The following is a 25,124-nucleotide window of genomic DNA, read 5'->3' as shown; positions in this document are numbered from 1 at the left end:
GGTAGACAGCTGTTTTTATTTATCTTTCTACCGCCTCGTATCTGAGCACCGGGTGTCTCGCCGCTTTTGTTTCATCCATTCTTTTTACAATCGTTGTATGCGGGGCCTCCTGAACAAGCTCCGGATTCTCCTCCGCTTCTTTTGCGATTTGAATCATAGCATCAATAAACGCGTCCAGTGTTTCCTTTGATTCGGTCTCTGTCGGCTCGATCATGATGCATTCTTCAACATTAAGCGGGAAATAAATCGTCGGCGGATGATAGCCGAAATCAAGAAGCCGTTTTGCTATATCAAGCGTACGCACTCCCAGCTTTTTCTGCCGCTTCCCTGATAATACAAATTCATGCTTGCAATGGCGGTCAAACGGAAGATCGTAATAAGGCGCGAGCTTTCTCATCATATAGTTGGCGTTTAACACTGCGTTCTCAGTAACAGCCTTTAATCCGTCAGGCCCCATGGAGCGAATATACGTATACGCTCTCACATTAATGCCAAAGTTGCCGTAATACGGCTTCACACGGCCAATCGCATGAGGGCGGTCATAATCAAACGTAAAGCGCCCTTCTTTTTTGACTAAAACTGGCTTTGGCAAATAAGGAATCAGATCTTTTTTTACGCCGACAGGGCCTGAGCCGGGGCCTCCGCCGCCATGAGGGCCTGTGAATGTTTTATGCAGGTTGAGGTGCACCACGTCAAATCCCATATCACCAGGTCTCGCTTTACTTAAAACGGCATTTAAATTAGCGCCGTCATAATACAGTTTCCCCCCCGCTTGGTGTACAATTTCCGCCATCTCTGTAATCTGCTCCTCAAACAAGCCGAGCGTGTTCGGATTCGTCAGCATAAGAGCTGCAGTTTCTTCATTCACTGCTCTTTTTAAATCCTCTAAATCAACAAGTCCTTTTTCATTCGATTTCACCGTAACGGTTTCAAAGCCTGCTACTGTTGCTGATGCAGGATTCGTCCCATGCGCGGAATCAGGGACAATGACCTTCGTCCGCTTGAAATCCCCGCGAGCTTCATGATAGGCACGGATCATCATCAGCCCTGTCCATTCGCCGTGCGCTCCGGCAGCAGGCTGAAGCGTAACCTCATCCATTCCCGTTATTTCTTCAAGGTGTTTGCTTAAATCATATAAAAGCTCTAATGCGCCTTGCACCGTGTCTTCATCCTGAAGGGGATGAATCGCAGCAAAACCAGGTATACGTGCGATTTTTTCATTGATTTTCGGATTATATTTCATCGTGCAAGAACCGAGAGGATAAAAACCGGAATCCACCCCGTGATTGCGTTTGGACAGCGCTGTATAATGGCGCATGATGTCCAGCTCTGAAACCTCCGGCAGCGCTGCGTCTTCGTCACGAATATAGGTGTCTGACAAGAGGTCCCCCAATTCGATTTCCGGTACATCGAGCTCCGGCAGACTATAGCCGATTCGGCCTTCTCTTGAAAGTTCAAAAATAAGTGCCTGGTCCTGATTACTCATGGCGATCCCCCAATTCCTGAATGAGTGCGTCAATTTCTTCTTTTGTTCTCAGCTCCGTTACAGCAATCAGCATATGGCAGTCCAGCTCCGGATACGTCAACCCAAGATCATATCCGCCAATCATGCCTTTTGCCAGCAAACGCTTGTTCACAGCTCTCACCGGCTCATCAAGTTTGATGACAAATTCATTAAACATCGGCCCGTCAAACATAACGGTAAGGCCTGCTTTTTTTGCTTCTTGCTTTGCATAGTTGGCTTTTAAGAGATTTTGGCGGGCTATATCTTTTACGCCGTTTTTTCCGAGAGCAGTCATGGCTACTGATGCTGCCAGCGCATTTAAAGCTTGGTTGGAGCATATATTTGATGTTGCTTTATCCCGGCGGATATGCTGCTCCCTGGCTTGCAGAGTAAGCACAAAGCCTCTTTTTCCGTTTTCGTCTTCCGTTTGTCCGACGAGACGGCCCGGCACCTTTCTCATTAATTTTTTAGTAACGGCAAAAAAGCCGCAATGCGGGCCGCCGTATGCTGAAGGAATGCCGAAAGGCTGCGCATCACCGACGACGATATCAGACTGAAACTTGCCCGGCGGAGTGAGAAGACCTAGCGCCAGCGGGTTGGCTGAAACAATAAACATGGATTTCCCTTGATGAGCGATAGGCTCAATATCCTTTAGCGGCTCGATCCTGCCGAAAAAATTCGGGTACTGAACGATCACTGCGGCTGTGTTCTCGCAAACGGTTTGGCGCAATGCATCAAGATCCGTAACGCCATCCGCAGCGGGTACTTCAACAACATCAATATACTGACCTTTTGCGTACGTTTTCAGCACCTCTCGCGATTCAGGATGCACGGTTTTTGACACAACAATTTTTTTCTTTTTCGTGTGGCCTGAAGCAAGCATTGCTGCTTCTGCCAAGGCTGTTCCGCCGTCATACATCGAGGAGTTGGCGATATCCATGCCTGTCAGTTCACAGATCATCGTTTGGAATTCAAAAATAGCCTGGAGCTCTCCTTGTGAAATCTCTGGCTGATAAGGCGTATATGCGGTATAAAACTCAGAGCGCGAAATGACATGATCCACAATGACAGGCTGATAGTGGTCATATACACCCGCTCCTAAGAAAGAAGCGTATTGTACGGTATCACAATTTTTAGAGGCCAGCTTTGTCAGTTCTCTTGTTAATTCTGTCTCTGATTTCGCTTTTTTGATTTGATACTCTTTTTTATATTTGACGTTTTCCGGTATATCAGCAAATAAATCATCGATGCTGCTTACGCCGATAGTAGCAAGCATCTCCTGTTTATCCTTTTCTGTTGCGGGCAAATAACGGTGCTTCATGTGTTGTCTCCTCTCTCCAAGAAAAAATATTAGCGTTTATAAAATGGTGTTTTGACAACCTTTGCTTTCACTAATTTTTTGCGAATCTCTACATCTACAACAGTCCCGATCTCACTCGTTTCCGAATCAATTAAGGCAAGACCGACGTTTTTCCCTAATGTCGGTGACTGCGTGCCGGTTGTCACCTTTCCGACAGACTTGCCATTTTGGAAAACCTCATATCCGTGCCGCGGTATCCCTTTTTCAATCATTTCGAGACCGACAAGTTTGCGCTTCGCTCCGTTTTCTTTTTGTTCACTCAATACTGACTTACCGAAAAAGTCAGACTCCTTTTTGTGCTTTACAGCAAAGCCTATACCTGCTTCAATCGGTGTAATATCCCGGGTCAGCTCCTGACCGTAGAGCGGGAGCTTCGCTTCAAACCGGAGTGTATCACGTGCACCGAGACCGCATGGAATCAATCCGTATGCATCCCCTGCATCGATGATTTTTTTCCAAATATGCATAGCATCATCACTGCGGCAGTAAATTTCATACCCGTCTTCTCCCGTATAGCCAGTGCGTGAAATAAGTGCTTTGCAGCCGCTGATATCGGCTTCATCAATAAACGCAAACGGCTTTAATGCAGACACATCTGCATCTGTCAGATTTTTTAAGATCGCTTCTGCTTTCGGTCCCTGTACAGCCAAGAGCGCGATTTGATCTGACTGATTGTCAATCTGCACATCACCTGCTGCATGTTCTTTCATCCAAGCCAAGTCTTTATCTATATTAGAAGCATTAATGACAAGCAGATAGCGGTTCTCTCCTTTTTGATAGATAAGCAAATCATCGACGGTTCCGCCATCCGGGTAACACATCGCTGTATATTGAGCACGGCCTGGCGTTAATGCGGAAACATCATTTGTCATCAATCTTTGCAAAAAAGACAGACTGTCGTTCCCTGACACTTCGACTTCTCCCATATGAGATACATCAAACAAACCGGCTGCAGTTCGGACAGCCTCGTGTTCTTTTTTTATAGAAGAAAATTGAACAGGAAGCTCCCAGCCCCCGAAATCAATCGTTTTTCCTCCATATTCCTTATACAGGTCAAATAACGGCGTTCTTTTCAGCATCTAATTCCTCCCCTTTATCAACGGCGCAGCTAAAAAACATACAAAAAAGGACAGAGAAACACCTCATGTAAAATGAAGGTTCTCTGTCCTGGCACCTGAAAGTTTACTTTGCATACGCAAAGACGTCCCCTTTGGTGGTTTGCGCATCCGCACAAACACTCTCCAGAGTTGCGTCGAGCAAGAGTTCTTTTGCCTGAGAGATTCACTCCGCAGTTTGCTCCTTCGGCGCCTGTATCCCGAGGTTTTCGGTCAGGTCTCTCCCCTTGCTGTCATTCGCTCATATTTTCATGCTGTTATGGACATACTATAGCAATATCTTACATCAAATACATACTCATATCCTACCATCATCACTATATGCTGGGCAACAGCAATTTGGGCAGATTTTTCTTATATTATTCATCTTAAGAATCGAAGAATAAGAAAGGCGGTTTCAAAGCAATGAATACAGAAATGATCTACGATGCAAAATGGCCTGAAGAATTTGCTGAAAGACTGAAAAACGATGGCCCTTGGGCAAACTGGGAACTGTACAAGCTCTCTGCAGAAATCCAGAAAACATTAGCAATTCCAGAGTTTGAAGGCTTACGGGCTCCTTTATATCTGCCTTCCTTTACGCCGCTCCCCCACCAGCTTGAAGTGGCGCAAAAAGTGGTTGAAAAAATGAACGGGAAAGCGATTTTAGCAGATGAGGTTGGTCTCGGAAAAACGGTTGAAGCTGGACTGATTCTAAAAGAATATATGATTCGCGGGTTAGCAAAAAAAATTTTGATCCTTGTGCCCGCTTCCCTTGTGTCACAGTGGGTCAAAGAGCTTCAGGAAAAATTTTTGATTCCGGCTGTTGAACAAAAGAAAAGCTATGTGTGGGAGCAATGCGATATTGTCGTCTCATCAATAGACACCGCGAAGCGCTCGCCCCATCGAGAAATCGTTCTGTCTATCCCATATGATCTTGTCATTATTGATGAGGCACACAAACTGAAAAATAGCAAAACGAAGAACTATGAATTTGTCCGGAATCTCGTAAAAAAATATTGCCTGCTTCTTACCGCGACGCCAATCCAGAACCGTATCGAAGAGATTTTCAATTTGGTGTCCTTATTAAAACCCGGCCATTTAGGCAGTCAGAATCACTTTCAGGAGGAGTTCGCCAAGAAGAAATCCAGTTTAGAAGCGCATGAACATTTAAAAGATCTTGTGAATAAAGTCATGATCCGTAACAGGCGGCATGATACAGGGCTGAATTGGAAACAGCGCCATGTTGAAACAGTGCCGATTCAATTTTCTCCATCAGAGCAGGCGCTTTATGATGAAATTTCTCGTTTGAAGGACAGTATCAATAAACCAGCCAGCATGTTCTCGATTATGACCTTGCAAAGAGAATGCTGTTCGAGCAGAGAAGCGGTATATATGACGCTGAAAAAGATGCTTGATCAAAAAGAGAAACAAGCACCTGCCATTGATGAGGATACGATTTCAGTTTTGATAGATCGCATCAATCAAGTGACACAAAACTCTAAAGCGCTTCAAGTTGTTGACTTGATCAAAAAGATCGACGATAAGGTCATCATTTTTACAGAATACCGTGCAACCCAGATTTATCTGCAGTGGTTTCTTCAGCAAAACGGCATCAGTTCTGTGCCGTTTAGAGGCGGATTTAAACGTGGAAAAAAAGACTGGATGAAGGATCTTTTCCGCGGAAAAATCCAAGTCCTTATTGCAACTGAAGCAGGCGGTGAGGGAATTAACCTGCAATTTTGCAATCACATGATCAACTATGACCTGCCATGGAACCCGATGCGGCTTGAGCAAAGAATCGGAAGAATTCACAGACTCGGGCAGGAGCGTGACGTGCATATTTATAACATGGCGACAAAACATACGGTGGAAGAGCATATTCTAAAGCTTTTATATGAAAAAATTCATTTGTTTGAAAAAGTGGTCGGTGAACTTGATGATATTTTAACGAAAATTCAAGTGAACAATTTTGAAGAGCACCTTCATGACATTTTGTATCACTCAGCAACAGAAGAAGAAATGAAAATAAAAATGGATAACTTAACCTCATTTTTGTCTTATAAAAAACAGCTGCCTGCTGAAAAAAGAGGATCTTAGCCTGTAAGGAGGTTTTATTAGTGAGACAGCAAGAGGTTCACGATTTTCTGCTGCGTTTTTTTCAAGCAAACAGCTGCCAAATCGTCGATCAAGGCTTAGGCTATATGACAGTGCAGCTTACAGTTGAAATGGACAAACAAATCATGAACCGCCCTTTCTACTGGCATTGGCGCGAGAAGACAGGCGGTGATCCGAATCCAATGAAAATCACTTTTATTACAGATAAAGAAAATGCGCCAAAAGACCTAGATGGTGAATTTATATATTTTGGGGCCCCGCGTCTTTTTCAAATATTTAAAGCTGTTAAACAAAATGGGAGATTTACCAGAATGTATGAGAAAATTGAATCAGCCGGAGCTAAAGTCCCACTTCAGCCTTGGCTTGGTATAAATGTCACGATTTCATACCAGTCCGACATGAAAAAGGATAAGTTATTGTCACTAGGTCTTCACCTAGTCTCTGGAACGATAATTGAAGATTTTCAAAGCAAGCTGACCCAGTTTTCACTGACGTCTCAAATATGTGACTATTGCTTCACCATTTCACCTATGATCAAACCAGAAAGCGGACTTAAGCGTATGGAAAACTATATTTCCAAATCCGCTATGCAGGAGCCGTCCGACTGGGCGGAACAGGCGGTTAACAGGTGGAAGAATGATATGACATTGCTTGATAAGTTTTACGAGCATATAGAAGAAAAACCAGAAGAATACCATCTAGAAAAACAGGCGCTGAAAACCTTGTATCAACCAAAGATATCAGTTGAAATTGAAAATGGCGGATTGTTTTATCTGCAAAATAATATTTCAAGCTAACTTTTTTACCATTCGACATCATTCTCGTTTTTTTTGAGAAAATACGATTATAATAAAGGTATATTGGAAAAAAATTCTGGCGATTTAATGGCAAATGACTTCCAGAGACTAATGAAGCATACAATAAGTCATGGCCGGACTGGCTGAAATACATAAACAAGTATTTTAGGAGGAGAAACTGCATGAAGAATGCAAAACAAGAGCACTTTGAATTGGATCAAGAATGGGTTGAATTAATGGTGGAAGCCAAAGAGGCAAATATCAGCCCGGAAGAAATACGAAAATATTTACTTTTAAACAAAAAGTCTGCTCATCCTGGTCCGGCAGCCAGAAGTCATACCGTAAATCCTTTCTGAATGTGCTATAATATCACAAGGAAGGTGATGACATTGATTGGCCAGCGTATTAAACAATACCGTAAAGAAAAAGGCTACTCACTATCAGAACTAGCTGAAAAAGCTGGGGTAGCGAAGTCTTATTTAAGCTCAATAGAACGAAATCTACAAACGAACCCCTCCATTCAATTTCTCGAAAAAGTCTCCGCTGTTCTGGACGTCTCGGTTCATACTTTGCTCGATGAGAAACATGAAACCGAATACGATGGTCAATTAGATAGTGAATGGGAGAAATTGGTTCGCGATGCGATGACATCCGGGGTATCGAAAAAACAATTTCGTGAATTTTTAGATTATCAAAAATGGAGAAAATCCCAAAAAGAGGAGTAGTGCCTGAGCAGAGGCACTAACTCCTCTTTTGTCAATAACCATCGAGACGGCCCAGTATATGAATACTGGGCCGTCTCTTTTTATTGTTGTTATTAATTTTTATCCTCGCTGTGCGCTTTTTCATTTTCTTTCACATAACCGTCTTTATCAGTATGGTCCTTTTTGATTGTCAAGCCGTTCCACTGTGTAGCTTCGAACGAGAATTGAAGCTTAATGGAGTTGCCTTGATATTTATTTTGAACCATAAGCCCGTTTTCATCTTTTGTTTTATCATCTTTGAATTGGATTTGCATTTGAACCTGATCGAAGTCAGTTGGTGTTTTTGGAACACCATCATATTCAGGAGCAGTTTTACCGTCAATTGTTGCTACATTGACTTTACCGCTTGCATGTAAGAATTTAGGGTCAATTTGTTTTTTGATTTTTTCAGTAGCCGCTGCATCATTTTTAGCAGACATCAAATACAAGTCTTTAAGGTTCGCATCATCTAAAATAATGTTTTTCGGGTAACCATTGCCGCCCTCTTTTCCAACTGTCAACAATGTCACTTCAAACTGGCTGAGGAAATCTTCTGGAGATGTATTGCTGCCGCCGTTTGCTTTAAAATCTCCATAATTAAGCGCCATTAGAACTTCTTTGATCGCAAGTGATCCGTTATTTTCAAATTGGAAATCCTTTGTCAACTTATCTCCCGGCTTTAGATTTGATAAGTTCACACTCGCTGAATTCTCTTTAGCAGATAAATCAAGCGTACCTGATGCAAAAGTAGCATCCTTTGATTTAATGTCGTTAAATGCTGCCCATGTTCCTCCTCCAACTAAAGCTAATCCTAGTGCTGCAGAAGCAACTCCTAAACTCAATTTCTTTTTCATACCCATGGTAAGCTCCCCTTTTATTGAATGATTTTATATCGAAACCTGTTGCCAGGTTTACAACTGAAGTTAAGTAGACATGGTGCTGTCCTTTGTATCTGTTTCCAAGGCTTTTGTCTTTCTTTCAATTTCTCTAATGGCGCTGCTGATCGTCACAAAAGCGTAAACTAACAGCATCACGCCGGGAACAATCAATAATACAGCCGTTCCAATCGGCTGGCTGGCAAAATGAAGCATATAGCCGGCATATGGAAGCTGAAAACCTGTGTATTGCGCGCGAACATTTTCGTCCGATACAGGCGCTGAATCAGCTGCTGCATTATTATCACCTTTTGTTTTAAATAACAAATGGTCTCCTTGCTTTGTTATGTCAACAATTCTGTGGGTGACCGCCGTATTTGCATCCTGCATAAATGTAATAACGTCACCTTTTTGGAGCTCTTTCACATCAGTGATTTCTTTGACCAATATTAAGGAACCTGTATTGAACTCCGGCTCCATCGAACCTGACAGAACTGATTTCAGCGTATACCCAAACACTGCCGGCTCTCCCCCGGATGAACGTGTTGAAATCACGACAAGTGTCAGCACAATAATAAGAGTAAAGATGATCACGTATAAAATATTACTGATCAGCTTCATTGCTTTTTTCATCCTCTTCCCCGCTTTCCTTCTGGTCTGATTGAGTTTCTTTTTCTTTGGTTACAGCTTCTTGAGATGTTTCTTCTTTCATTGTTTTTTCCGGTATATCTTTTTGTGTTGTTTCATTCTCCTTTTTGACGTCCGACTTTGTTTCTTTTTTAGGGACTGTCGGTTTTTCATCGCATTTTGCAAGCCTCATAGGCTCCGACCACTCAAATGTACTGCCGTTTGCCGGGTAGCCTGCCGGTTTATATACTTTAAATGCATAAATGCCGGGTTTCATTTTTTTCTTCGTCTCAATTTTATAAAGTGAATCGCCAATTTGATTGGAGACAAATCCTTTTTCGATCACGTTCCCATCCTTTAACGGTTTGCGGGCATTTTCAAGCTTATGAAGCTCCCACTTCCACTTTGATTTCTTAAGTTTCTCACCTGTATTTTCGAGCACAGCAAATAAGGCGAAAGGTGAGCATACAGTGCCTTTCGTATCCGTTTGATCTGATATGTGCAAATCACTTTGATCCCAGCGTTTATCATAATGGCAGTTTTTATCTGTATGCTGAAAGTCTTTACACGTTTGAAGTGAGACATCAAATGTTTCAATATCATGAAAAGCAGCGCTTGTATCATCGGAAAATTGTAAGCATAGTGCGGCAGTCAGACTGAAAATGACTGAAAGCTGAAAGATAAGCAGAACTTTCAGTTTCGTCTTCGCCTTTTGCTGATTGTGAAACAATCGAAACATATCTTACCTCCTGTAAAACACTGTAACTTGATATGACAATCGTTCTCTTTAAAGAACTCCACAAATAGAGTATAATCAACGATTTATAGATTTAAAAACACCGAAATCGCTCATTTCGTTCGTTTAAAAGAATGTTTTCATCATATTACAAAGTCTTGCTCAGTATTGCTCATTTTTTCAATTTTTTTGAAATTTTTGGGATTGTTATGTGAGAATTTAAATGCATATTCCATTATTATTTGGTAATAATAAACAAAGAAAGGGTGACAGCATGATGATCAAACAATGTGTGATTTGTCTATCTCTTCTCGTCTTTGGCACCACAGCCGCTCACGCAGAAGAAACACCGCTTGTAACCGCCCGCCACATGTCCAAATGGGAAGAGATTGCTGTAAAAGAAGCAAAAAAAAGGTACCCGCTTGCACAGGTACTGTTCAAACAAAAAGTATGGGACCGTAAAAGAAAAGATGAAGCAGTGAAGCAATACCATTTAACTCTGAGGGAAGGGTCAAAAGAATTCGGCGTTTTTGTGACGATTTCATTTGATCCTTATAGCCAAAAGGTCAATAAAATCGCCATATTAGAAGAATATCAATAAGGTCCTCCATTTTTTGAAGGACCTTATTCGTTTATTTGCGGTTATTTTTTCCGTTTCAGCCAAAGTCTGAAGCCATAGGGTAAAATACCGAACAACTGCTGGGAAACAGGCGTTTTTGTTTCTTTCCGCACCTCTTTTCGTTCTTTTCGCTCATCTCTCGGAGTATCTATATATTTGACAAATTGCTGCGTCATATATTTAACATAATCATTCGTTTTCACGTGATCACCTCATCATTCAATTATTATGAGTGTTGTCTCACATGACTTTTTTTATACCCTTTACACTGTTTTATTCTGTCCATCTCAGCAGCTTTTTCTGTTTTTGGTCAAACACGATCTGTGCAGTTCTTTCTGTTCCCGACTCCGTTGACACTCTTAAGTTGATTTCTTTTTGTTCTTTTATCGATGTATCATGAATGTAATAAGAAACCCGTCCATATGGAAATTGCTCCGTACCCTCCTGGCCTTTCCGTTCCTCTAGAACATGCCGAATCGAAAGAAGCACCCCATTTTGAAGCAAATTCTCTCCGATGTATAACTCTTTTGTTTCCTTCTCAAACATGCAGCGTGAAATATATTGAGCAGCAGTAAAGTTCACGATTAACAGCACAAGCGCTGACACAAAAAGAACAGCTGGATAAATAAACCCTCTCGTACGGTACATTCACCCTCCTCCTAAATACGAATAGACCGGAAAAGCTGTTTGATACACTTTTTGGTCCTCACTCTCAATTTTCAGCAAAACAACACCATTTTTAATATCAGCTTTCATGGCAGTAATATGATCTAAAATCGGAACATGCCCTTTGCCATCCACTCTTTTTCTTATCATTGAATGATAAATGTCAAAACGGATGTCTTGTCCGGAAAGATTGGTGCAGATTAACACGCTCCCATGCTCGGCTGTCTTAACTGCCTGTGACTCCTTGCATTCATTCATCATCTGTTCTATCGAAATCATCCATTCTTGCTGTGTGAAACCGTCATGTTCCTGCTGTCGAGACAAAAACAGATGGATAATCGCAGCTAACGATCCTGATATGAGCAAAAAGACTGAGAGCGAAAATAATACGTTAAGAAGCGTGTAGCCATTCTGTCTGCAAAATGCTGAGGCAAAATGATTTTTCTTTATAAGCTGCGGCTTTGATACATACGTTTTGATATTCGCCCTCCTCCTCCCACTTCATTGCATAGATATGATTGTTCTTTGTAATCGTTTTTGACGCGGCTCCTTCACCACTCATGACATATTTGCTAATGCTCTCATTCATCATCTGATAGCCAATTTCTCGTGATTCCGCCATTTTTTCATCAGCTATCAGCTTGTCCCACAAGGGGACGACTGTCAGCAGCACAAACAGCCACAGGCTTAGCGCAGACATTGTTTCTATTGTAGAAAAACCTTTATTTTCTCTCCACATTGACTCTCCCGCTCCCTAGATAAACTGTTATGTCATAAACGGCATGGCCTTTTACTCGTATTTTTCCGCCTGCATTCGGGTGCCCTTTCTCATTAAATTCCAAACGGTCTTTTAATGTCAGCAGTTCTATAGAAAGTCCCGTTGCATACGGACGTTCAATAACCGTATCACCAATGACTAATTGATATTCTTTTTTATGAAAGAGAATTTTTGTTCTTTGTTGACGGGAAATAGCAGTCTGCTGTGTGAGCATAATATCATTTTTCAGCTGACTTGCTGCCTGTCGGACAGCTGTATTGTCATAAGCAGGAGGAAGTGTAGTGAAGACGGCCACCAGGAGGATAGAGGCAAGGCTTAACACAAGCAAACTTTCTAAAAGGGTAAACCCCTTCTCCTCGTTTAATTTAATGTTCAACCTTAACTTCTCCGCCGGTGATGATAATGCGCTTACCATTTGGACAGACAGCATCCTTTTTCACATAGCCCTCTGACTGTAAATCGGCAAGGCTCGGAGTTTGTCCTTCATGATCAAGCTCAAATGCAGTCATTTGTGCCTTAACCATGTTTTGTAAGCCTTCACAGCCCTTTTTTTGAATGGTTTGATTATGTTTCGTGACGTTCGGTATCGTAATTAAAAGCAAAATCGAAATAATAAAGAGCACGATTAACATTTCAACAAGTGTAAATCCTTTCTCATTCATCAGCCTCTTCCTTTCACATTTGATTCATCATCTGATACATAGGCACAAGCATAGATAAATACACAAGTAAGATCATCGCTGCAACAAATCCATAAATCATTGGCTGAAGGATGCCTGTCCATTTTTGCGCTTTGTGTTCCAGCCGCTGTAATATGAATTGGCTGTATGTGAAAAGCTCCCGATCCAATCGGCCGCTCAGCTGGCCGTGAGATATGACTTTTGATAAATCAGTTTCATAAAAAGGGCTTCCACAAATAGCGGATTCAATTGACTCACCGGCTTTTAGCCGTTCAATCAATTGTTCAGCCTCGCAGCGGTAGAAAGGGAGAAACGTTTGATGTTTAAATGCATTAAGGCTGTCATAAATTGAGAGGCCTGATTTTAAAAGGCTGCTTAGCTGCAAAGAAAAAAAGTAGCTGTTAAACAGCTTTACAAGCTTTCCAACCAAAGGAATCCTGATACAAATCAGCATTTGCCGGGCAGGTGATTTTTTCTTAAACACAAGCCAATAATAAATCCCGATACCTGCTGTAAAAAGAACAAGCAAAATGATCACAAGATCAATATGCTGAAAAAAAGCAAAAAGCATATCGGTTGAACGTGAGGTTTCCATATTCATCGATTGATAGATACCGGAAAACTGAGGAATGATGATGGACTGTAACATATAAAACATGACAGCGACCGTAAAGATGAGGAAAAGCGGATAGCGCAGCACTCTTTTCAGCTGGTCTGCCTGTGCAATTTTTCGTTCCAGCAGCTCTCCGCTCTGGATCATTGAAGCAGGCAGTTCACCATGTGTTTCAGCAAAATAACAAATACCTACGGCTTCCTTATGAAATGACAAACTCTTTAGTACTTGATAAAACGGAGCCCCTTCCCTCAAACAAGTGACCGAATCAGTCAAGTCAGCCGCCTGCCTCTTATTCATCTGAAGTTCCATCAGGCGTAATCCATCCAGAAGTGTATATCCGCCCGCAGTCATTTCACCAAGCCTCTTTAATAACCTGGCTTGATCCTTTAACAACCAGACTTTTCTAATCTTTTTCATGATAAACCCACCGGTCATAGTTGTTTGTCGTTAAATAGCCGAGCGCAATTCCTTTTCTGATAATTTGACGAAGCGTTTGATATTGGTAATTTGCATGATTTCCTTTTGCCTCCTGGATACATTGCTGAAGATTTTTCCCGTATAGAAGCTCATAAACGCTAGCTCTCCTAGTATTTCGTGACTGTCGGCAATACACTGATGAACATCCGTTTTCACAAAACGGGCAAGCCAAATCAACCAAGCGCTGAGCCGCTATTGCAATGACAGTCTGTTCGATTTCATTCATATTGATACCGAATTCAAGCAGTCTGTAAATTGCGCCCTTTGCGTCTCTCGTATGAAGGCTCGTTAGTACCAGATGTCCCGTCATCGCTGCCCGCACCGCAATTTCAGCTGTTTCCGCGTCTCTGATCTCACCTAAAATAATCATATCGGGGTCATGGCGCAAAATTGCTTTCAGACCTGCGGAATAAGTTACACCGGCTTTTTCATTCACCTGAACCTGAAGAACATCTTCGTCCCTTGTTTCAACAGGGTCCTCTAATGTGACAATATTTCGATTAAAGTGTTTTTTTGCATATTGAACGAGAGAGTATAATGTGGTAGTCTTCCCTGAACCAGTCGGCCCGGTAAAAATGAGCATGCCATGGGAATGTTTTAAAAACGAGAGTAATGTGGCTCCTGTCTTCGGAAATAGCGACAATTTATCAATCGAAGGGATATTGTATTGGGGCATCACTCTGATCACGAGGCTTTCTTCATTAATTGTGGGCAGCGTTGACATTCTTAAATGAACATTTCCCTCTTTCAACTTTAACGTAAGCGAACCGTTTTGCGGCTTTCGCCTTTCACCTATATCCATTGCTGAAAGAAATTTAAAATGTGAAATCAGTCTTACGCACTCTTCTTTTTTCATGTCCCTTTTTTTCAGCAAGGCATGATCGACCCGAAAATGAATGATAGCGTCCCGCTCCCTCGGCACAATGTGAATATCAGAAGCCTTTGTTAGATATGCCTCTTCAATCAAGTTTTTGCTTACCTTTTCTATTGAATCCAATTTGATTCCCTCTCCTTTCAACGCATATTGTAGAAAAAGAAGAAAAGGTAATCAAACAGGGAAAACGTGATTTTGTGAGATGTTATATGCTGAAAAACCAATTCTTTCTGGCAAGAAAAAAGACTTTCAACTGAATGTACCCCTGTCATTATAATTTTCCCTATAAATAAAAAAGCAGACATGGTCACCATGCCTGCTAGATTCCATTTTCATTATGCTGTTTTCGCTTTTTGACCAGTATCTTTCTCAACGGAAAGGTCGCCTAATGCAACAATACCGGCAATTTGGCCATATTCAAGAATCGGTAAACGGCGGATTTGATGCTCTGCCATAAGCGCCTTGACATCGTATCCGGTCACCCTGATATGACTGGTGAAAAAACGGGGCACGCTGTACAAAATATGAAACATCCTATAGAGTCCGCCTTTTTCGAGGTTTCTTTTTCTTCTTCCGCTCCTGCAGCATATCTCCCGTCCAGCCTTTTTTCCTCAAATAGAGATAGATCAGAACTGTAGATGTGACAATCAATAAGAGAGAAAAGAGATATCCGTATTTCCAATTCAGTTCCGGCATCACTGAAAAGTTCATCCCCCATAAGGCCCCCAGAGCTGTAATCGGCGTAAAAAGCGTCGTGAAAATGGTCAGCGCTTTTACAATTTCATTCCCCCTATGTGAGGTAATGACTTCCTCTGAATGCAGCAGATTGTTAAGCTCCCCTTCAAATTCGCTGATGTATGTAAATCCCCTGTCAATCTTCAGTTGTGTCCGCTGATAATCCTTTTTCTCTTCATTTTGAGGTAAAAAGGTTTCTTTCAACGCCATTTCAATTTTTTTAGCGCTTAGTATCAAATTTTTCCAAATCATCAGTTCATGGCGCAGGAGATGGACACGGTTTAAAATGCTTTTGCTATTGTCGTCTTTAATCTGCCATCTAAGCTTTCTCAGCTTTACTTCAAATTCATCAACACCGATTAAATACGCATTCATTAGTTCGCCGAGAAGAATTAAAAACCCCTCTATCGCATTGTCCGCTCTTTCCATTTGCCGGACAACTTCTTTGCCTTTAATCTCTCTCAAAATCGAAAAATCAAAATTGATTGTAAAAAAATATTGTCTGGTGATATAAAAGTGAAAAACAGTATGGTCTTTTTCTTCACCAAGCCCCTGATCATAAACAATCGACCCAAATACCGCTTCATTTTCCGTTTCAGTTGTATCTACTCGCAAAAAATTAACGTGATGGTTATTTTCAAACCACTTTTCACACTGAGGCCAGTGAGAAAAATGGATTAGATCTCTTGCCTTACTTCTTTCTTGAGGCCCCATTTGGTACCAAAACCAATCCTTTCCTGTATGTGCCTTCATGTCAAGATCCTCCAAACTTTTGTTCTTTATTCTTTAATTGCCCAATAACCGCGTCACTAAACCAGTCTGCCGCTTCAACACATGTTTTATGAGCATTTTCAGGTGGTATGGAATGTAGAAAGACATCGGAAAAGGGAGGTGCATGCCTTCCTTGGAGAAGGCAGTTGTTTTGGAATTTGTCAATTTACTAGCAGTCGCTATTCTCATTTTGTTAACAGGATTTTTTGTTGCCGTAGAATTTTCAATCGTGAAAGTGCGGCGGTCCAAAATTGATCAGCTTGTCGCAAAAGGAAAGAAAGGTGCTAAAGCGGCAAAGCATGTCATCACTCACCTTGATGAATATTTATCAGCCTGTCAGCTGGGCATCACAGTCGCAGCATTAGGACTGGGATGGCTTGGGGAACCGACTGTGCAAACTCTGCTTCGACCGCTTTTTCATAAAGCAGGCTTAAATGAATCGCTTACCCACCTGCTTTCACTCGTCATCGCATTTTTAGCGGTTACGTATTTAAATGTCGTTATCGGGGAGCTGGCTCCAAAGAGTTTCGCCATTCAAAAAGCAGAAAGCATTACCTTGTTGTTCGCTAAACCGCTTATTTGGTTTTATAAGATCATGTTTCCATTCATTTGGCTGTTGAACCACTCTGCCCGATTGATTACAGGAGTGTTTGGACTGAAGCCGGCATCAGAGCACGAGCTGGCATATACAGAGGAAGAACTTCGGGTCCTATTGGCTGAAAGCTATAAAAGCGGCGAGATTAGAAAAAGTGAATTAAAGTACATGAATAATATCTTCACCTTTGATAAACGAATGGCAAAGGAAATTATGGTGCCGCGAAATGAAATGGTCAGTTTGTCACTAGATGAAGACTCCATTTCAAATCTTCAGGAAACAGTCAAGCAAACAAAATATACACGGTACCCAGTTGTAAGAGAGGATAAAGATAACGTTATTGGCGTGATTAATATGAAAGAAGTGCTGTTTTCCATGCTGACGAAAGATTTTTCAATCAAGAAGCATCAAATTGAACCTTTCGTACAGCCCGTTATCCATGTCATTGAGACGATTCCTATTTATAAACTATTGCTGAAAATGCAAAAGGAACGCACTCATATGGCGATCCTCATAGATGAATATGGCGGGACGTCCGGTTTGGTCACTGTCGAGGATATTATCGAGGAAATTGTAGGAGAAATCCGTGATGAATTTGATGCGGATGAAGTGCCTCATATCCGCGAACTTGGAAAGGATCATTACTTGTTAAATGCAAAATTATTAATCAGCGATGTTAACAGCCTGCTTGGAACCGATTTATCGGACGCAGAAGTAGACACCTTGGGCGGCTGGTTTTTGACACAAAACATAGACGCTGAGCCTGAAAGTACCATAGAATATGATGGCTACTCTTTTAAGGTAAAAGACATCAACAGCCATCACATTTTATTTATAGAAGTTAAAAAAGCTGAATAGCCCGTGAAAGGCTGTTCAGCTGCTATCTTTCAAGATAAACATGGCAAAGGCATCAACACTCTTTTATTTTAAACCCTTTATTGGCCAGGGCTTTAGCAAGACTTTGCTCGGTTTTCACATTCGAAAAATCCAGACCCAGCTTCACGACAGTTTGGGCAATTTCCGGCCTGATTCCTGAAATAATCGTCTCAATGCCGAGCAATTTGGTGCTGTCAATCACTTTAAAAATTTGATAGGCTACCATGGTATCAACGATAGGAACGCCCGAAATATCTAAAAATAAATACGAGAGCTTTAACGCTGAGCACTGCTCCAGCACAGACTCCAAAATCGTCCTCGCTCTGTGCGTATCAATTTCACCGACAAGCGGAAGAATCCCAATTCCATCAGTAATCGGCATAATCGGCGCACTCAATTCATTAATCATTTCTTTTTGCGCGTTTAATTGTATCATGGTCACCTGGTGATATTCTTCCGTAAACACTTCGATGATCTCATCAATGTTTTGATTCAAGATCCGGCTCCACTCATAAAATTCCTGAATGCTGATGTCTTGAGAAGAAGCTTCGCTGAATTTATGAATCCATTCAAACATGATGTGCCTGAAAGTGTTAAACTGGCCGACACTTTGTGTAACCGTCACTTCATGAACGGCACGGTCTCTGGCGCATTGAAGAGACCACCGGTTGAGCTCATCCTCTACGTCTTCTTTTCTAAGGGATTTTGCTACGATGGTCACCAATAATTCATGCTGGTCTTTTAACTTTTGTTCTAGTTTTTGCTGATCTTTCGCTGAATACAGCCAGCTGCCTGTTGATGTACAAACTTCCAGCCATTGTTGCGTGATATCTTCTTTGTGCTCTGTTAAGTGCTGATCAAGAGCTATCATCTTAATGAGCTACCTCCTGTTTTTGAAAAATGTACGCTATATATGTATAACGCGTCTGCCTTTACACATACTATGTTTAGATTCAATGGGCTATAGCCAAGCGGTAAGGCAATGGACTTTGACTCCGTGATCGTTGGTTCGAATCCAGCTAGCCCAGTTTCTGAACAGGTGAAAAACCGAAGACAAGCTGATTCGAATAAATCAGCGGATCTTCGGTTTTTCATCATGCAGATTGATGAACCGTTTTCTTCTTCGATAACTTCAACAGTTCTCCCAGGTTATAACCAATCACCAGCTTTTTGTTGTCTACTAGAATCGGGCGTCGCAAAAGCTTCGGCTTCTCGATTAAAAGTTCCAGCACCTCATTTACCGTCATTTCTTCAATGTTTAAATTTAAATTTTTGAAAGTCTGGCTTCTTGTCGCCAAAATTTCATCAATTCCTTCTGTCGTTAACGATAAAATGTACTTTAATTCTTCTCTTGTCGGGGTTTCTCTGAATAAGTGCCGTTCGTTAAATTCAATTTGATGTGCTTTAAGCCAATGTTTTGTTTTTCGGCATGACGTGCAGCTTGGATATGAGTAAAAAGTTAATTGTTGTTCCATTCGTTTTTTCCTCCTCAGTTAACCATCTCTTTGTAGAATAACTACCCGGATCATTTTTCATTTAAACCATTTACAGAACTTTTTTCGGATTATTTTTTTAAAAACATTCATACAATAGAAAACACAATCAAAGGGACAAATTCCATTTGTATATTAATAATGAAAATGTTTACATTTCTAGGTGTGATCCATTATAATAACAGTCAGAGGGACTCTCGGGAGGGGATAAAAATGAATCGCATGTTCCGGGTGTTAGGATTTTGGACGGGAATTTTTGCAGTCATGTTTTATTTAGGTGATATGAAAGATGCTTCCCTTTTATTTTTTGGACAGACGATCTTATTTGTGTTTCTATCGTATTTGAACTTAACCGAACGCATGTATATTTATATTTTTGGCGCTTATTTAACGATTTTCTTCGCCGGCTTTACATATTACTCAATTTTTATTATGGTGCCCGGCGGCGGAGGCCATTAAATGCAGAAAGAGACAAACCTTATCGGTTTGTCTCTTTTTTTACAATGAAAACCCATTTAAAAACGGATTTTGGTCCTGCTCAGTCAGTACGTTTGTTTCAGGTCCATGGCCGCTTAACACCAGCGTGTGTTCCGGAAGCGTAAGCAGTTTTTCATGAATGGACGTCAGCAGCGTCTCTTGATCGCCGCCTATTAAATCCGTACGTCCTATACCGCCTTGGAACAAGACATCTCCGGAGATGACCAAGTCTGCATCTTTCACGTAGTAAGACACACTGCCTGGTGAATGTCCCGGCGTAAATAATGTTTCCAAATGAAACGGCCCGATATTCAACTCACCGTCGCCTTCAATTAGATGATCTGCAGGCTTAGCTGTTACTTCTATCCCTCGCAGCATGCCGGAGCCGTTTAAAGAAGCATCCGTAAGCCAATTTTTTTCATTTTGATGCAGGTAAACAGGAATATCCCATTTTTCTCTCACTTCATCAAGCGCCCCAATATGGTCAAAATGGGCATGTGTAAGCAAAATGGCTAAAGGCGTCAGCCCTTTTTCTTTTATGTATTGATTGATTTTATGTCCCTCGCCGCCCGGATCAAAAATCAGGCATTGATCATCATTGATGAGAAAATATGCGTTAGCTTGAATCGGCCCTACTGGCATTCGTCTCCATTTCACTATTATCACCTCTTTCTTTTTTATGCTCTTATTATGAGGGTTTTTTAAAAAAGATTCAAACAATCGCAATGAAAACGCTATCGACAAACCTATAAAAAACAGGTAGAATAAAACTGGAAAGAATTGCAGGTTTTTCAATGTAAAGGGGGCTGTGTTATGTTACTTGTCGTGATTTTCGGCCTTGTCGCTCTTTTCGCTTTATGGGGAGTCTTGCGTTCTGTTAGAAATAAAAATATACTCGGGTTTTTATTAGCCGGTGCCACCTTATTTGTCTTTGGATGGTTTACCGTGATGACCGTAATAAACAGCGGGTATCCAACCGCACATTAAAACCTGTATCCGATCGGATACAGGTTTATTTTTATGGCTGTAAATGTTTATTGACACTTTCTATTTTGCTCTCAAGCGTCGTTTTTTTGTCACGCCTGTCATCGATACGGATATTCGTTGCCACTCTGTGCAATCCTTTTTGAAGTGGCGCTTCGTGAATTGCCTGAATGACTGCAAAAAGGTCACTGAGTTCTCCCTCGATCAGCGTATTCATCGGTGTCAGCTGATATTTGATTTTCCCTTCTGCTTGATATCCTTCTAATATCTTTTGCACATCGGCTACGTAAGCACTGACACTGGGTGTTTCCGTACCGATTGGGATAATGGTTACATCTGCGATAGCCATCGTTATTCCATCTCCTTTTGATCAATGATGAGTTGCTTCGTTTCATGTGATTTCAATAAAATAATTTGCTCAAAATGAAAGCCGTATAACGCATATTTCCCGTTCGGAGATATTTGAATCGGCTCCATTTCCCGCAGAGACACAAGATCTTTTGTCTCTCCCGATGCTACATTGACTGCTGCGAGCTTATATGCATCGCCGCTTTGTTTGAATGTATAAAACAGGCCTCCTGCTTCATCATAGTCATACTCCATTGGAGCCAAACTTGTATATTTCGCTTGGAGCGGCCATTTCGCTGTAACAGGTGATGTTGATTGCGGCGTTTTAAACTGATACGTCCCTTTTCCTCCGGAAGCTGATTTGACAGTAAAACTCATTTGATGGAAAGAATCGAAGAATAGAACGTTATCCTCAAGCTTCTGTTCCGTCTTAGAAGCTGTATCGAACGTATATAAAGGCCCTGTTTTATCGTCTCTTCCCTCTTTTACATAATCAAATGTATTTTTTGATGTCCAATGAATGAACGGAACCTGTACTGGGCTTAAGAAAGATTCGTCTTTTTTAGCATTCACCTGATATGTATGGAAATCCCAGTTTTCATTGAATTCCGTCACCATCATTTGATAAGGATCATACTGATTCCAAGCAGCTTCAAGCTCATACGTTTCGTAATCTTTTTCGTAAAGCGTCTCTCCTTCTGCATTAAGCAAAACCACTGCCGTCTTTTGGCTATGTGTGATTTGCAGCAGAATCATCTGCTCCCTCGCATTGATTTGAACATCAACGATTTGACCATCCGTTTGATAGAGCTTTTTCGCTTTGCCTGTAAAGATGCGGTACGCAAAAAGCTCTGTTTTCGTCGGATTAGACGCAGTATATAATATTGTGCTGTTATTCAGCCAGCCTTCCACCCCATCCGCTTTTTCCGCGGAAAGCGGTATGATGTCTTTTTTCTCATCTTTTGCCGCCGATGCCTGTTTTTGCTGCTGATGAGATGGTTCGCATGCCGATAAACTAAACAGCAATACCGCCAGCAGAATAAAACAAACTGATCTCATCAGCATTCCCCTCCGATCATCTTTATTCTCTCATATTTGCTTCGGCAGAAAAAAGAAAAAGTTTCAGTTACTCATGAAAAAATAACGCCCTCCACAATATACCGCTTGTGGCGTTATATATGTGTGAAAACTGCTGAAACGGCAAAGGATTTTGGCCTTTTCCAAGTTCCACCGTATACCCTTCCTTAAAATAATGGTGAATAAACCAATCACGAAATCCAGCATAGCTATCTATATCCCTTACTCCCTTATAAATGTTCCCGCTTAACTCCTCAAAATCCTTTATGACGGCAGCAGATTCCTCAGGCTCAAGGCCTTTATAGCCCCAATAAATTTCTTCTCCTTGAGTATGAAGAGCCAGCAGTCTGTCAGGCGGATTCTCCGTGATCAGCCGGTACATCGCAATAGATTCCGGCTCCGTAAGCGGAGAGATTCCCGGAAAATCGCGGTAGCTGGGTGCTGTCGGTTTTCGGTATTTTTCAATTTCCCATAATGATGGAAATTGTTTATTTAAATCAACCCCGTTTATATTCGCCTTCCATTCATTAAAATTTGGACGATGTTCATTTAGCCTTTCGAGTTCATCTCTTCTGGCTCCCATGACTTCTGATCCGTTTAAAACAAGATCAACGCCATCCGGATTGACAAGAGGAACGAGGGATAAGGATGTGCTGTTAAACAGCTTTATGGGAGAAAAGCCAAAGAAAGGCGAATTGCAGCATAATGACATACAGTATTCCTTAAACCATTTTAGCAGGACAGACGTTGTAATCCACTCATTCGCATGAAATGACGCGTTCATATGGACCTTTTTTACGGCATGCTCCCCACCAGCCTTCAGCTCCCAGATAGGCCTGCCGAGTACAGAACGGCCAATTTCCCGGCATGAGACAAACGGAAAAACATCAATAATCTTCTTTATTTCCTTTTCAACAGCTGAATCATCATAGATTTTCTCTTGCTCAATCCAGCTATCTGAAAGTTTCAGCTGCCGAGGCTGTAAAAAGCGCTTTATGTCCTGAATGGTTTGAAGCTCTTTGCCGCTATGCTCCTCTATCACATAACCAGGGCAATACAATTGATGTTTTTGTGCGGAGCGATTTGCACTTTTAAGCAATTCCTCGTCTATCTTCAGTTCTTTCGCCACATTGGCCAAATTGTTCTTGATCTCAGGTTTCACAGTAATAAACGCCATCATCATCCCCCTTTTTTGTTACTATATGACAGCGTATTTAAAAAAAGAAAGCCTCCCGCTCACTTCGATGCGGGAGACATTGTGATTATGATGCCTGATCAAGCATTTGTTTTTCTTTCCGCTTTGACGAATTGTCCAGCCTTTTCTGGTCATAAAATCGCAACAAATCCCCATAAATGATTTCATCAGAAAGTGATAGCTCCTGTTTTGCTTTATCAGCAAATGCTTCACATTGTTTTGTCTCTTCTAACGGTTTTCCCGTCTCTTTGTCATAACACGCACCGTCTGTATAAACAACCTGATCTGTGATAAAGCTCCCGTCCCGGAGCACCGTGAAGTCCAGTTTTTCGTCTGAAAGCAGATCGTTGCCGAATTGAATTTGATCTTTCGTATCAATCCCTAAAAGATTCATCAGCGTCGGCCTGATATCAATCTGCCCGCCTACTGTTTCAATGGTTTGCGGCTTTTTATCAGTAATACCCGGAATATGAATGACCAGCGGCACTTTTTGGAGCTGTACCTCTTCAAATGGGGTTATTTCTTTTCTTAAAAACTGCCCCATCGCTTCATTATGGTTTTCTGATATACCATAATGGTCACCATATAATACAATAACAGAGTTGTCGTATAACCCGTCTTCCTTCAGCTTTTCGATAAACCGTTTCAGCGCCTCATCCTGATAACGCACTGTCGGAAAATATTTATTTAGCGTCTGGCTGCTTGAATCATATTCATCAATCAATTGGTCCTCTTCATCAAGATCAAACGGGAAGTGGTTCGTCAGTGTAATCAGCCTCGAGTAAAACGGCTGAGGCAGATTTTTCATCAGCTCTGAAGACTGCTCAAAAAATTCTTTATCCTTAAGTCCCCAGCCGACTGAATTTTCGTCAGTTACATCATACGAGTTAATATCAAAAAACGAATCATATCCAAATGAGTCGTACATTAAATCACGATTCCAAAAGCTCTTATTATTAGCGTGGAGCACCGCTGAATAGTATCCGCTGTTTTTCAAAATTTCAGGAGCGGCCATATATTGATTGCCCGCATTCGTAAAAAATACGGCACCTCGTCCAAGCGGATACAGTGAATTGTCCACGATAAATTCAGAATCCGAGGTTTTCCCCTGGCCTGTTTGGTGGTAAACATTATTAAAGTTGTAGCTCTGTTTTATAAAGTCATTCAGAAAAGGCGTGATTTCTTCTCCATTCAATTTTTCATTAATCACGAAGCTTTGCGTCGACTCTAAGGATACGAGAATGACGTTCCTTCCTTTTGCAGCGCCGAATAAGCGTTTGTTGGCATCCTTCGCATTAGCGGTTACGTAGTTTTCAATCTCCGTCAGGCTGTTGCTGTCTGCCAACGCTCTCTGTGCGGATTGCTTTGACTGAAGAACGCCATCGTAAATATGAAAATTAAACAGGCTAATGTTTTTAACAAGCATTTCTCTGTCAAATGAGCGTGTCAATAGCTGAGGCCTTTCCGCCTCAGACAAGCCCAGGTTGAAGAAATAAACAGAAGCAACGAACAAAAAATAAGCCGCCCGTTCATTTTTCGTTGAGGGAATGTCCGATTGAAAAGCTTTTTGCCGGATGTGAAGCCATATTAAAACCGCAATATCTACAGCTAATAGGAGGTCTGTCGGCTCAAGAAGTGTTCCGATGCTGCTTCCGAGATCACCCATATTGCTCGTTTGAAAAAGAACAGGGATTGTTAAGAAATCATTGTAAAAACGGTAAAAAACCATATTTGCCAGCAATACAAACGTGACAAGACAGCTCATCGCGATAATGTAGCGATTTCTGTTTTTGCCTTTTAAAAACAGGCTGAGGCCAAAAATAAGCAACAAAAAACTCAATGGGTTGATAAACAGAATAAATTCCTGTGTTAGATTGTCGATTTTAATATGAAAACTGGTTTTGTAAACAGCATACGTTTTCAGCCACATCAATAAAATGGCAATCAGCATAAATGAAATCTTCGAAAAAAACGTTTTTCGCATTTCAACCTCCTATGCAGCACGCTCA

The 25,124-nt window shown here is 41.4% G+C and carries 31 protein-coding genes, 1 tRNA gene and 1 riboswitch; of the genes, 9 read left to right on the top strand and 23 right to left on the bottom strand.

Annotation, left to right across the window (positions count from 1 at the left end; all coding sequences use genetic code 11):
• Positions 1–19 precede the first annotated feature (19 nt).
• From gcvPB to gcvT, 3 genes are read right to left on the bottom strand one after another with little or no spacing between them, the layout of a single operon-like run.
• On the bottom strand, positions 20–1,486 hold the full coding sequence (gcvPB, locus tag MKY10_RS09465; RefSeq protein WP_049141218.1) for an aminomethyl-transferring glycine dehydrogenase subunit GcvPB: 1,467 nt from the start codon (positions 1,484–1,486) through the stop codon (positions 20–22).
• Complete coding sequence (gene gcvPA, locus MKY10_RS09460; protein WP_032722115.1) at positions 1,479–2,825, bottom strand: aminomethyl-transferring glycine dehydrogenase subunit GcvPA; 1,347 nt, start codon at positions 2,823–2,825, stop codon at positions 1,479–1,481. Before gcvPA ends, gcvPB begins: the two co-directional genes overlap by 8 nt.
• A gap of 29 nt (positions 2,826–2,854) precedes the next feature.
• Positions 2,855–3,943, bottom strand: a complete 1,089-nt coding sequence (gene gcvT, locus MKY10_RS09455) for a glycine cleavage system aminomethyltransferase GcvT (RefSeq protein ID WP_042976496.1) — start codon at positions 3,941–3,943, stop codon at positions 2,855–2,857.
• Positions 3,944–4,114: 171 nt separating this feature from the next.
• Positions 4,115–4,216, bottom strand: a riboswitch (glycine riboswitch).
• Positions 4,217–4,384: 168 nt separating this feature from the next.
• Here gcvT and MKY10_RS09450 point away from each other — a divergent pair.
• From MKY10_RS09450 to sinR, 4 genes are all read left to right on the top strand, one after another.
• Positions 4,385–6,058, top strand: a complete 1,674-nt coding sequence (locus tag MKY10_RS09450) for an SNF2-related protein (RefSeq protein WP_004398544.1) — start codon at positions 4,385–4,387, stop codon at positions 6,056–6,058.
• Between the two features lie 20 nt (positions 6,059–6,078).
• Positions 6,079–6,873 (top strand): YqhG family protein, encoded by a 795-nt coding sequence (locus MKY10_RS09445; RefSeq protein WP_003230200.1) that lies wholly within the window; start codon positions 6,079–6,081, stop codon positions 6,871–6,873.
• Between the two features lie 182 nt (positions 6,874–7,055).
• Positions 7,056–7,229 carry an anti-repressor SinI family protein gene (locus MKY10_RS09440; RefSeq protein ID WP_003230187.1) on the top strand — a complete coding sequence of 58 codons (174 nt, stop codon included), beginning with the start codon at positions 7,056–7,058 and terminating at the stop codon, positions 7,227–7,229.
• Between the two features lie 33 nt (positions 7,230–7,262).
• The gene (sinR, locus tag MKY10_RS09435) at positions 7,263–7,598 is read left to right on the top strand and encodes a transcriptional regulator SinR (RefSeq protein WP_003226345.1); all 336 of its coding nucleotides are present in this window, start codon (positions 7,263–7,265) and stop codon (positions 7,596–7,598) included.
• A 92-nt stretch (positions 7,599–7,690) separates the two neighbouring features.
• On the opposite strand, the gene tasA is transcribed toward sinR, so the two are convergent.
• The 3 genes from tasA to tapA all read right to left on the bottom strand — a co-directional run bounded on the left by tasA (position 7,691) and on the right by tapA (position 9,857).
• Complete coding sequence (gene tasA / locus MKY10_RS09430) at positions 7,691–8,476, bottom strand: biofilm matrix protein TasA (protein WP_015251717.1); 786 nt, start codon at positions 8,474–8,476, stop codon at positions 7,691–7,693.
• Between the two features lie 63 nt (positions 8,477–8,539).
• Complete coding sequence (locus MKY10_RS09425) at positions 8,540–9,112, bottom strand: signal peptidase I (RefSeq protein ID WP_003246088.1); 573 nt, start codon at positions 9,110–9,112, stop codon at positions 8,540–8,542.
• Positions 9,096–9,857 carry an amyloid fiber anchoring/assembly protein TapA gene (tapA, locus tag MKY10_RS09420; protein WP_015251716.1) on the bottom strand — a complete coding sequence of 254 codons (762 nt, stop codon included), beginning with the start codon at positions 9,855–9,857 and terminating at the stop codon, positions 9,096–9,098. Before tapA ends, MKY10_RS09425 begins: the two co-directional genes overlap by 17 nt.
• A 271-nt stretch (positions 9,858–10,128) precedes the next feature.
• On the opposite strand from tapA, the gene MKY10_RS09415 reads away from it, so the two are divergent.
• Positions 10,129–10,455, top strand: a complete 327-nt coding sequence (locus tag MKY10_RS09415; RefSeq protein WP_003246051.1) for a YqzG/YhdC family protein — start codon at positions 10,129–10,131, stop codon at positions 10,453–10,455.
• 41 nt (positions 10,456–10,496) lie between these two features.
• Here the strand turns inward: MKY10_RS09415 and MKY10_RS09410 are convergent, their stop codons facing one another.
• From MKY10_RS09410 to corA, 10 genes are all read right to left on the bottom strand, one after another.
• Positions 10,497–10,676 (bottom strand): YqzE family protein, encoded by a 180-nt coding sequence (locus MKY10_RS09410; protein WP_029726723.1) that lies wholly within the window; start codon positions 10,674–10,676, stop codon positions 10,497–10,499.
• 70 nt (positions 10,677–10,746) lie between these two features.
• A complete protein-coding gene (gene comGG / locus MKY10_RS09405; protein WP_015251714.1) occupies positions 10,747–11,121 on the bottom strand; it encodes a ComG operon protein ComGG in 375 nt (124 codons plus the stop codon).
• Entirely contained in the window at positions 11,122–11,505 is a 384-nt protein-coding gene (comGF, locus tag MKY10_RS09400; RefSeq protein ID WP_015251713.1) for a ComG operon protein ComGF, read from the bottom strand. It lies immediately after the preceding gene.
• A 25-nt stretch (positions 11,506–11,530) separates the two neighbouring features.
• Positions 11,531–11,878: a ComG operon protein 5 gene (gene comGE / locus MKY10_RS09395; RefSeq protein WP_021480020.1), complete on the bottom strand. Its 348-nt coding sequence runs from the start codon at positions 11,876–11,878 to the stop codon at positions 11,531–11,533.
• Positions 11,862–12,293 (bottom strand): comG operon protein ComGD, encoded by a 432-nt coding sequence (gene comGD, locus MKY10_RS09390; RefSeq protein ID WP_004398628.1) that lies wholly within the window; start codon positions 12,291–12,293, stop codon positions 11,862–11,864. The genes comGE and comGD overlap by 17 nt, the downstream gene beginning before the upstream one ends.
• Positions 12,283–12,579, bottom strand: coding sequence for a comG operon protein ComGC (gene comGC, locus MKY10_RS09385; RefSeq protein ID WP_003230162.1), 297 nt, complete (start codon positions 12,577–12,579; stop codon positions 12,283–12,285). The genes comGD and comGC overlap by 11 nt, the downstream gene beginning before the upstream one ends.
• A 13-nt stretch (positions 12,580–12,592) precedes the next feature.
• Positions 12,593–13,630 carry a comG operon protein ComGB gene (comGB, locus tag MKY10_RS09380; RefSeq protein ID WP_044052501.1) on the bottom strand — a complete coding sequence of 346 codons (1,038 nt, stop codon included), beginning with the start codon at positions 13,628–13,630 and terminating at the stop codon, positions 12,593–12,595.
• On the bottom strand, positions 13,617–14,687 hold the full coding sequence (comGA, locus tag MKY10_RS09375) for a competence protein ComGA (RefSeq protein ID WP_004399124.1): 1,071 nt from the start codon (positions 14,685–14,687) through the stop codon (positions 13,617–13,619). Before comGA ends, comGB begins: the two co-directional genes overlap by 14 nt.
• Before the next feature lie 212 nt (positions 14,688–14,899).
• A complete protein-coding gene (locus MKY10_RS09370; RefSeq protein WP_014480259.1) occupies positions 14,900–15,097 on the bottom strand; it encodes a CBS domain-containing protein in 198 nt (65 codons plus the stop codon).
• Position 15,098: 1 nt separating this feature from the next.
• On the bottom strand, positions 15,099–16,052 hold the full coding sequence (gene corA / locus MKY10_RS09365; protein ID WP_015483432.1) for a magnesium transporter CorA: 954 nt from the start codon (positions 16,050–16,052) through the stop codon (positions 15,099–15,101).
• Positions 16,053–16,194: 142 nt separating this feature from the next.
• Here corA and MKY10_RS09360 point away from each other — a divergent pair, with 142 nt between their 5' ends.
• Complete coding sequence (locus tag MKY10_RS09360; protein ID WP_003230150.1) at positions 16,195–17,523, top strand: hemolysin family protein; 1,329 nt, start codon at positions 16,195–16,197, stop codon at positions 17,521–17,523.
• A 52-nt stretch (positions 17,524–17,575) separates the two neighbouring features.
• Here MKY10_RS09360 and rsbRD read toward each other — a convergent pair whose 3' ends face one another.
• Positions 17,576–18,412 carry an RsbT co-antagonist protein RsbRD gene (gene rsbRD / locus MKY10_RS09355; protein ID WP_015714260.1) on the bottom strand — a complete coding sequence of 279 codons (837 nt, stop codon included), beginning with the start codon at positions 18,410–18,412 and terminating at the stop codon, positions 17,576–17,578.
• A gap of 86 nt (positions 18,413–18,498) precedes the next feature.
• On the opposite strand from rsbRD, the gene MKY10_RS09350 reads away from it, so the two are divergent.
• Positions 18,499–18,569, top strand: a tRNA-Gln gene (locus MKY10_RS09350).
• Positions 18,570–18,635: 66 nt separating this feature from the next.
• Here MKY10_RS09350 and mgsR read toward each other — a convergent pair.
• On the bottom strand, positions 18,636–19,016 hold the full coding sequence (gene mgsR / locus MKY10_RS09345; protein ID WP_339226414.1) for a transcriptional regulator MgsR: 381 nt from the start codon (positions 19,014–19,016) through the stop codon (positions 18,636–18,638).
• Positions 19,017–19,247: 231 nt separating this feature from the next.
• Between mgsR and MKY10_RS09340 the strand changes: the two genes are divergently transcribed.
• Positions 19,248–19,493 carry a DUF2626 domain-containing protein gene (locus MKY10_RS09340; protein WP_003226300.1) on the top strand — a complete coding sequence of 82 codons (246 nt, stop codon included), beginning with the start codon at positions 19,248–19,250 and terminating at the stop codon, positions 19,491–19,493.
• A 39-nt stretch (positions 19,494–19,532) separates the two neighbouring features.
• Here MKY10_RS09340 and MKY10_RS09335 read toward each other — a convergent pair whose 3' ends face one another.
• Complete coding sequence (locus tag MKY10_RS09335) at positions 19,533–20,168, bottom strand: MBL fold metallo-hydrolase (RefSeq protein WP_048655106.1); 636 nt, start codon at positions 20,166–20,168, stop codon at positions 19,533–19,535.
• A gap of 156 nt (positions 20,169–20,324) precedes the next feature.
• Between MKY10_RS09335 and MKY10_RS09330 the strand changes: the two genes are divergently transcribed.
• Positions 20,325–20,498 (top strand): DUF2759 family protein, encoded by a 174-nt coding sequence (locus MKY10_RS09330; RefSeq protein ID WP_003230141.1) that lies wholly within the window; start codon positions 20,325–20,327, stop codon positions 20,496–20,498.
• Positions 20,499–20,529: 31 nt separating this feature from the next.
• Here the strand turns inward: MKY10_RS09330 and MKY10_RS09325 are convergent, their stop codons facing one another.
• The 4 genes from MKY10_RS09325 to MKY10_RS09310 all read right to left on the bottom strand — a co-directional run bounded on the left by MKY10_RS09325 (position 20,530) and on the right by MKY10_RS09310 (position 25,099).
• A complete protein-coding gene (locus MKY10_RS09325; protein WP_048655105.1) occupies positions 20,530–20,844 on the bottom strand; it encodes an MTH1187 family thiamine-binding protein in 315 nt (104 codons plus the stop codon).
• Positions 20,845–20,846: 2 nt separating this feature from the next.
• Complete coding sequence (locus MKY10_RS09320; protein WP_080348109.1) at positions 20,847–21,908, bottom strand: hypothetical protein; 1,062 nt, start codon at positions 21,906–21,908, stop codon at positions 20,847–20,849.
• Between the two features lie 61 nt (positions 21,909–21,969).
• A complete protein-coding gene (locus tag MKY10_RS09315; RefSeq protein WP_015251708.1) occupies positions 21,970–23,100 on the bottom strand; it encodes a M14 family metallocarboxypeptidase in 1,131 nt (376 codons plus the stop codon).
• Positions 23,101–23,182: 82 nt separating this feature from the next.
• Positions 23,183–25,099, bottom strand: coding sequence for an LTA synthase family protein (locus MKY10_RS09310; protein WP_048655103.1), 1,917 nt, complete (start codon positions 25,097–25,099; stop codon positions 23,183–23,185).
• Positions 25,100–25,124: the final 25 nt, after the last annotated feature.

The sequence above is a fragment of the Bacillus sp. FSL P4-0290 genome (genome assembly GCF_037975435.1).
Lineage (GTDB): Bacteria > Bacillota > Bacilli > Bacillales > Bacillaceae > Bacillus > Bacillus subtilis.
The sequence above is the reverse complement of the archived record's forward strand: the minus strand, read 5'-3'. Positions and strand labels throughout refer to the sequence as shown.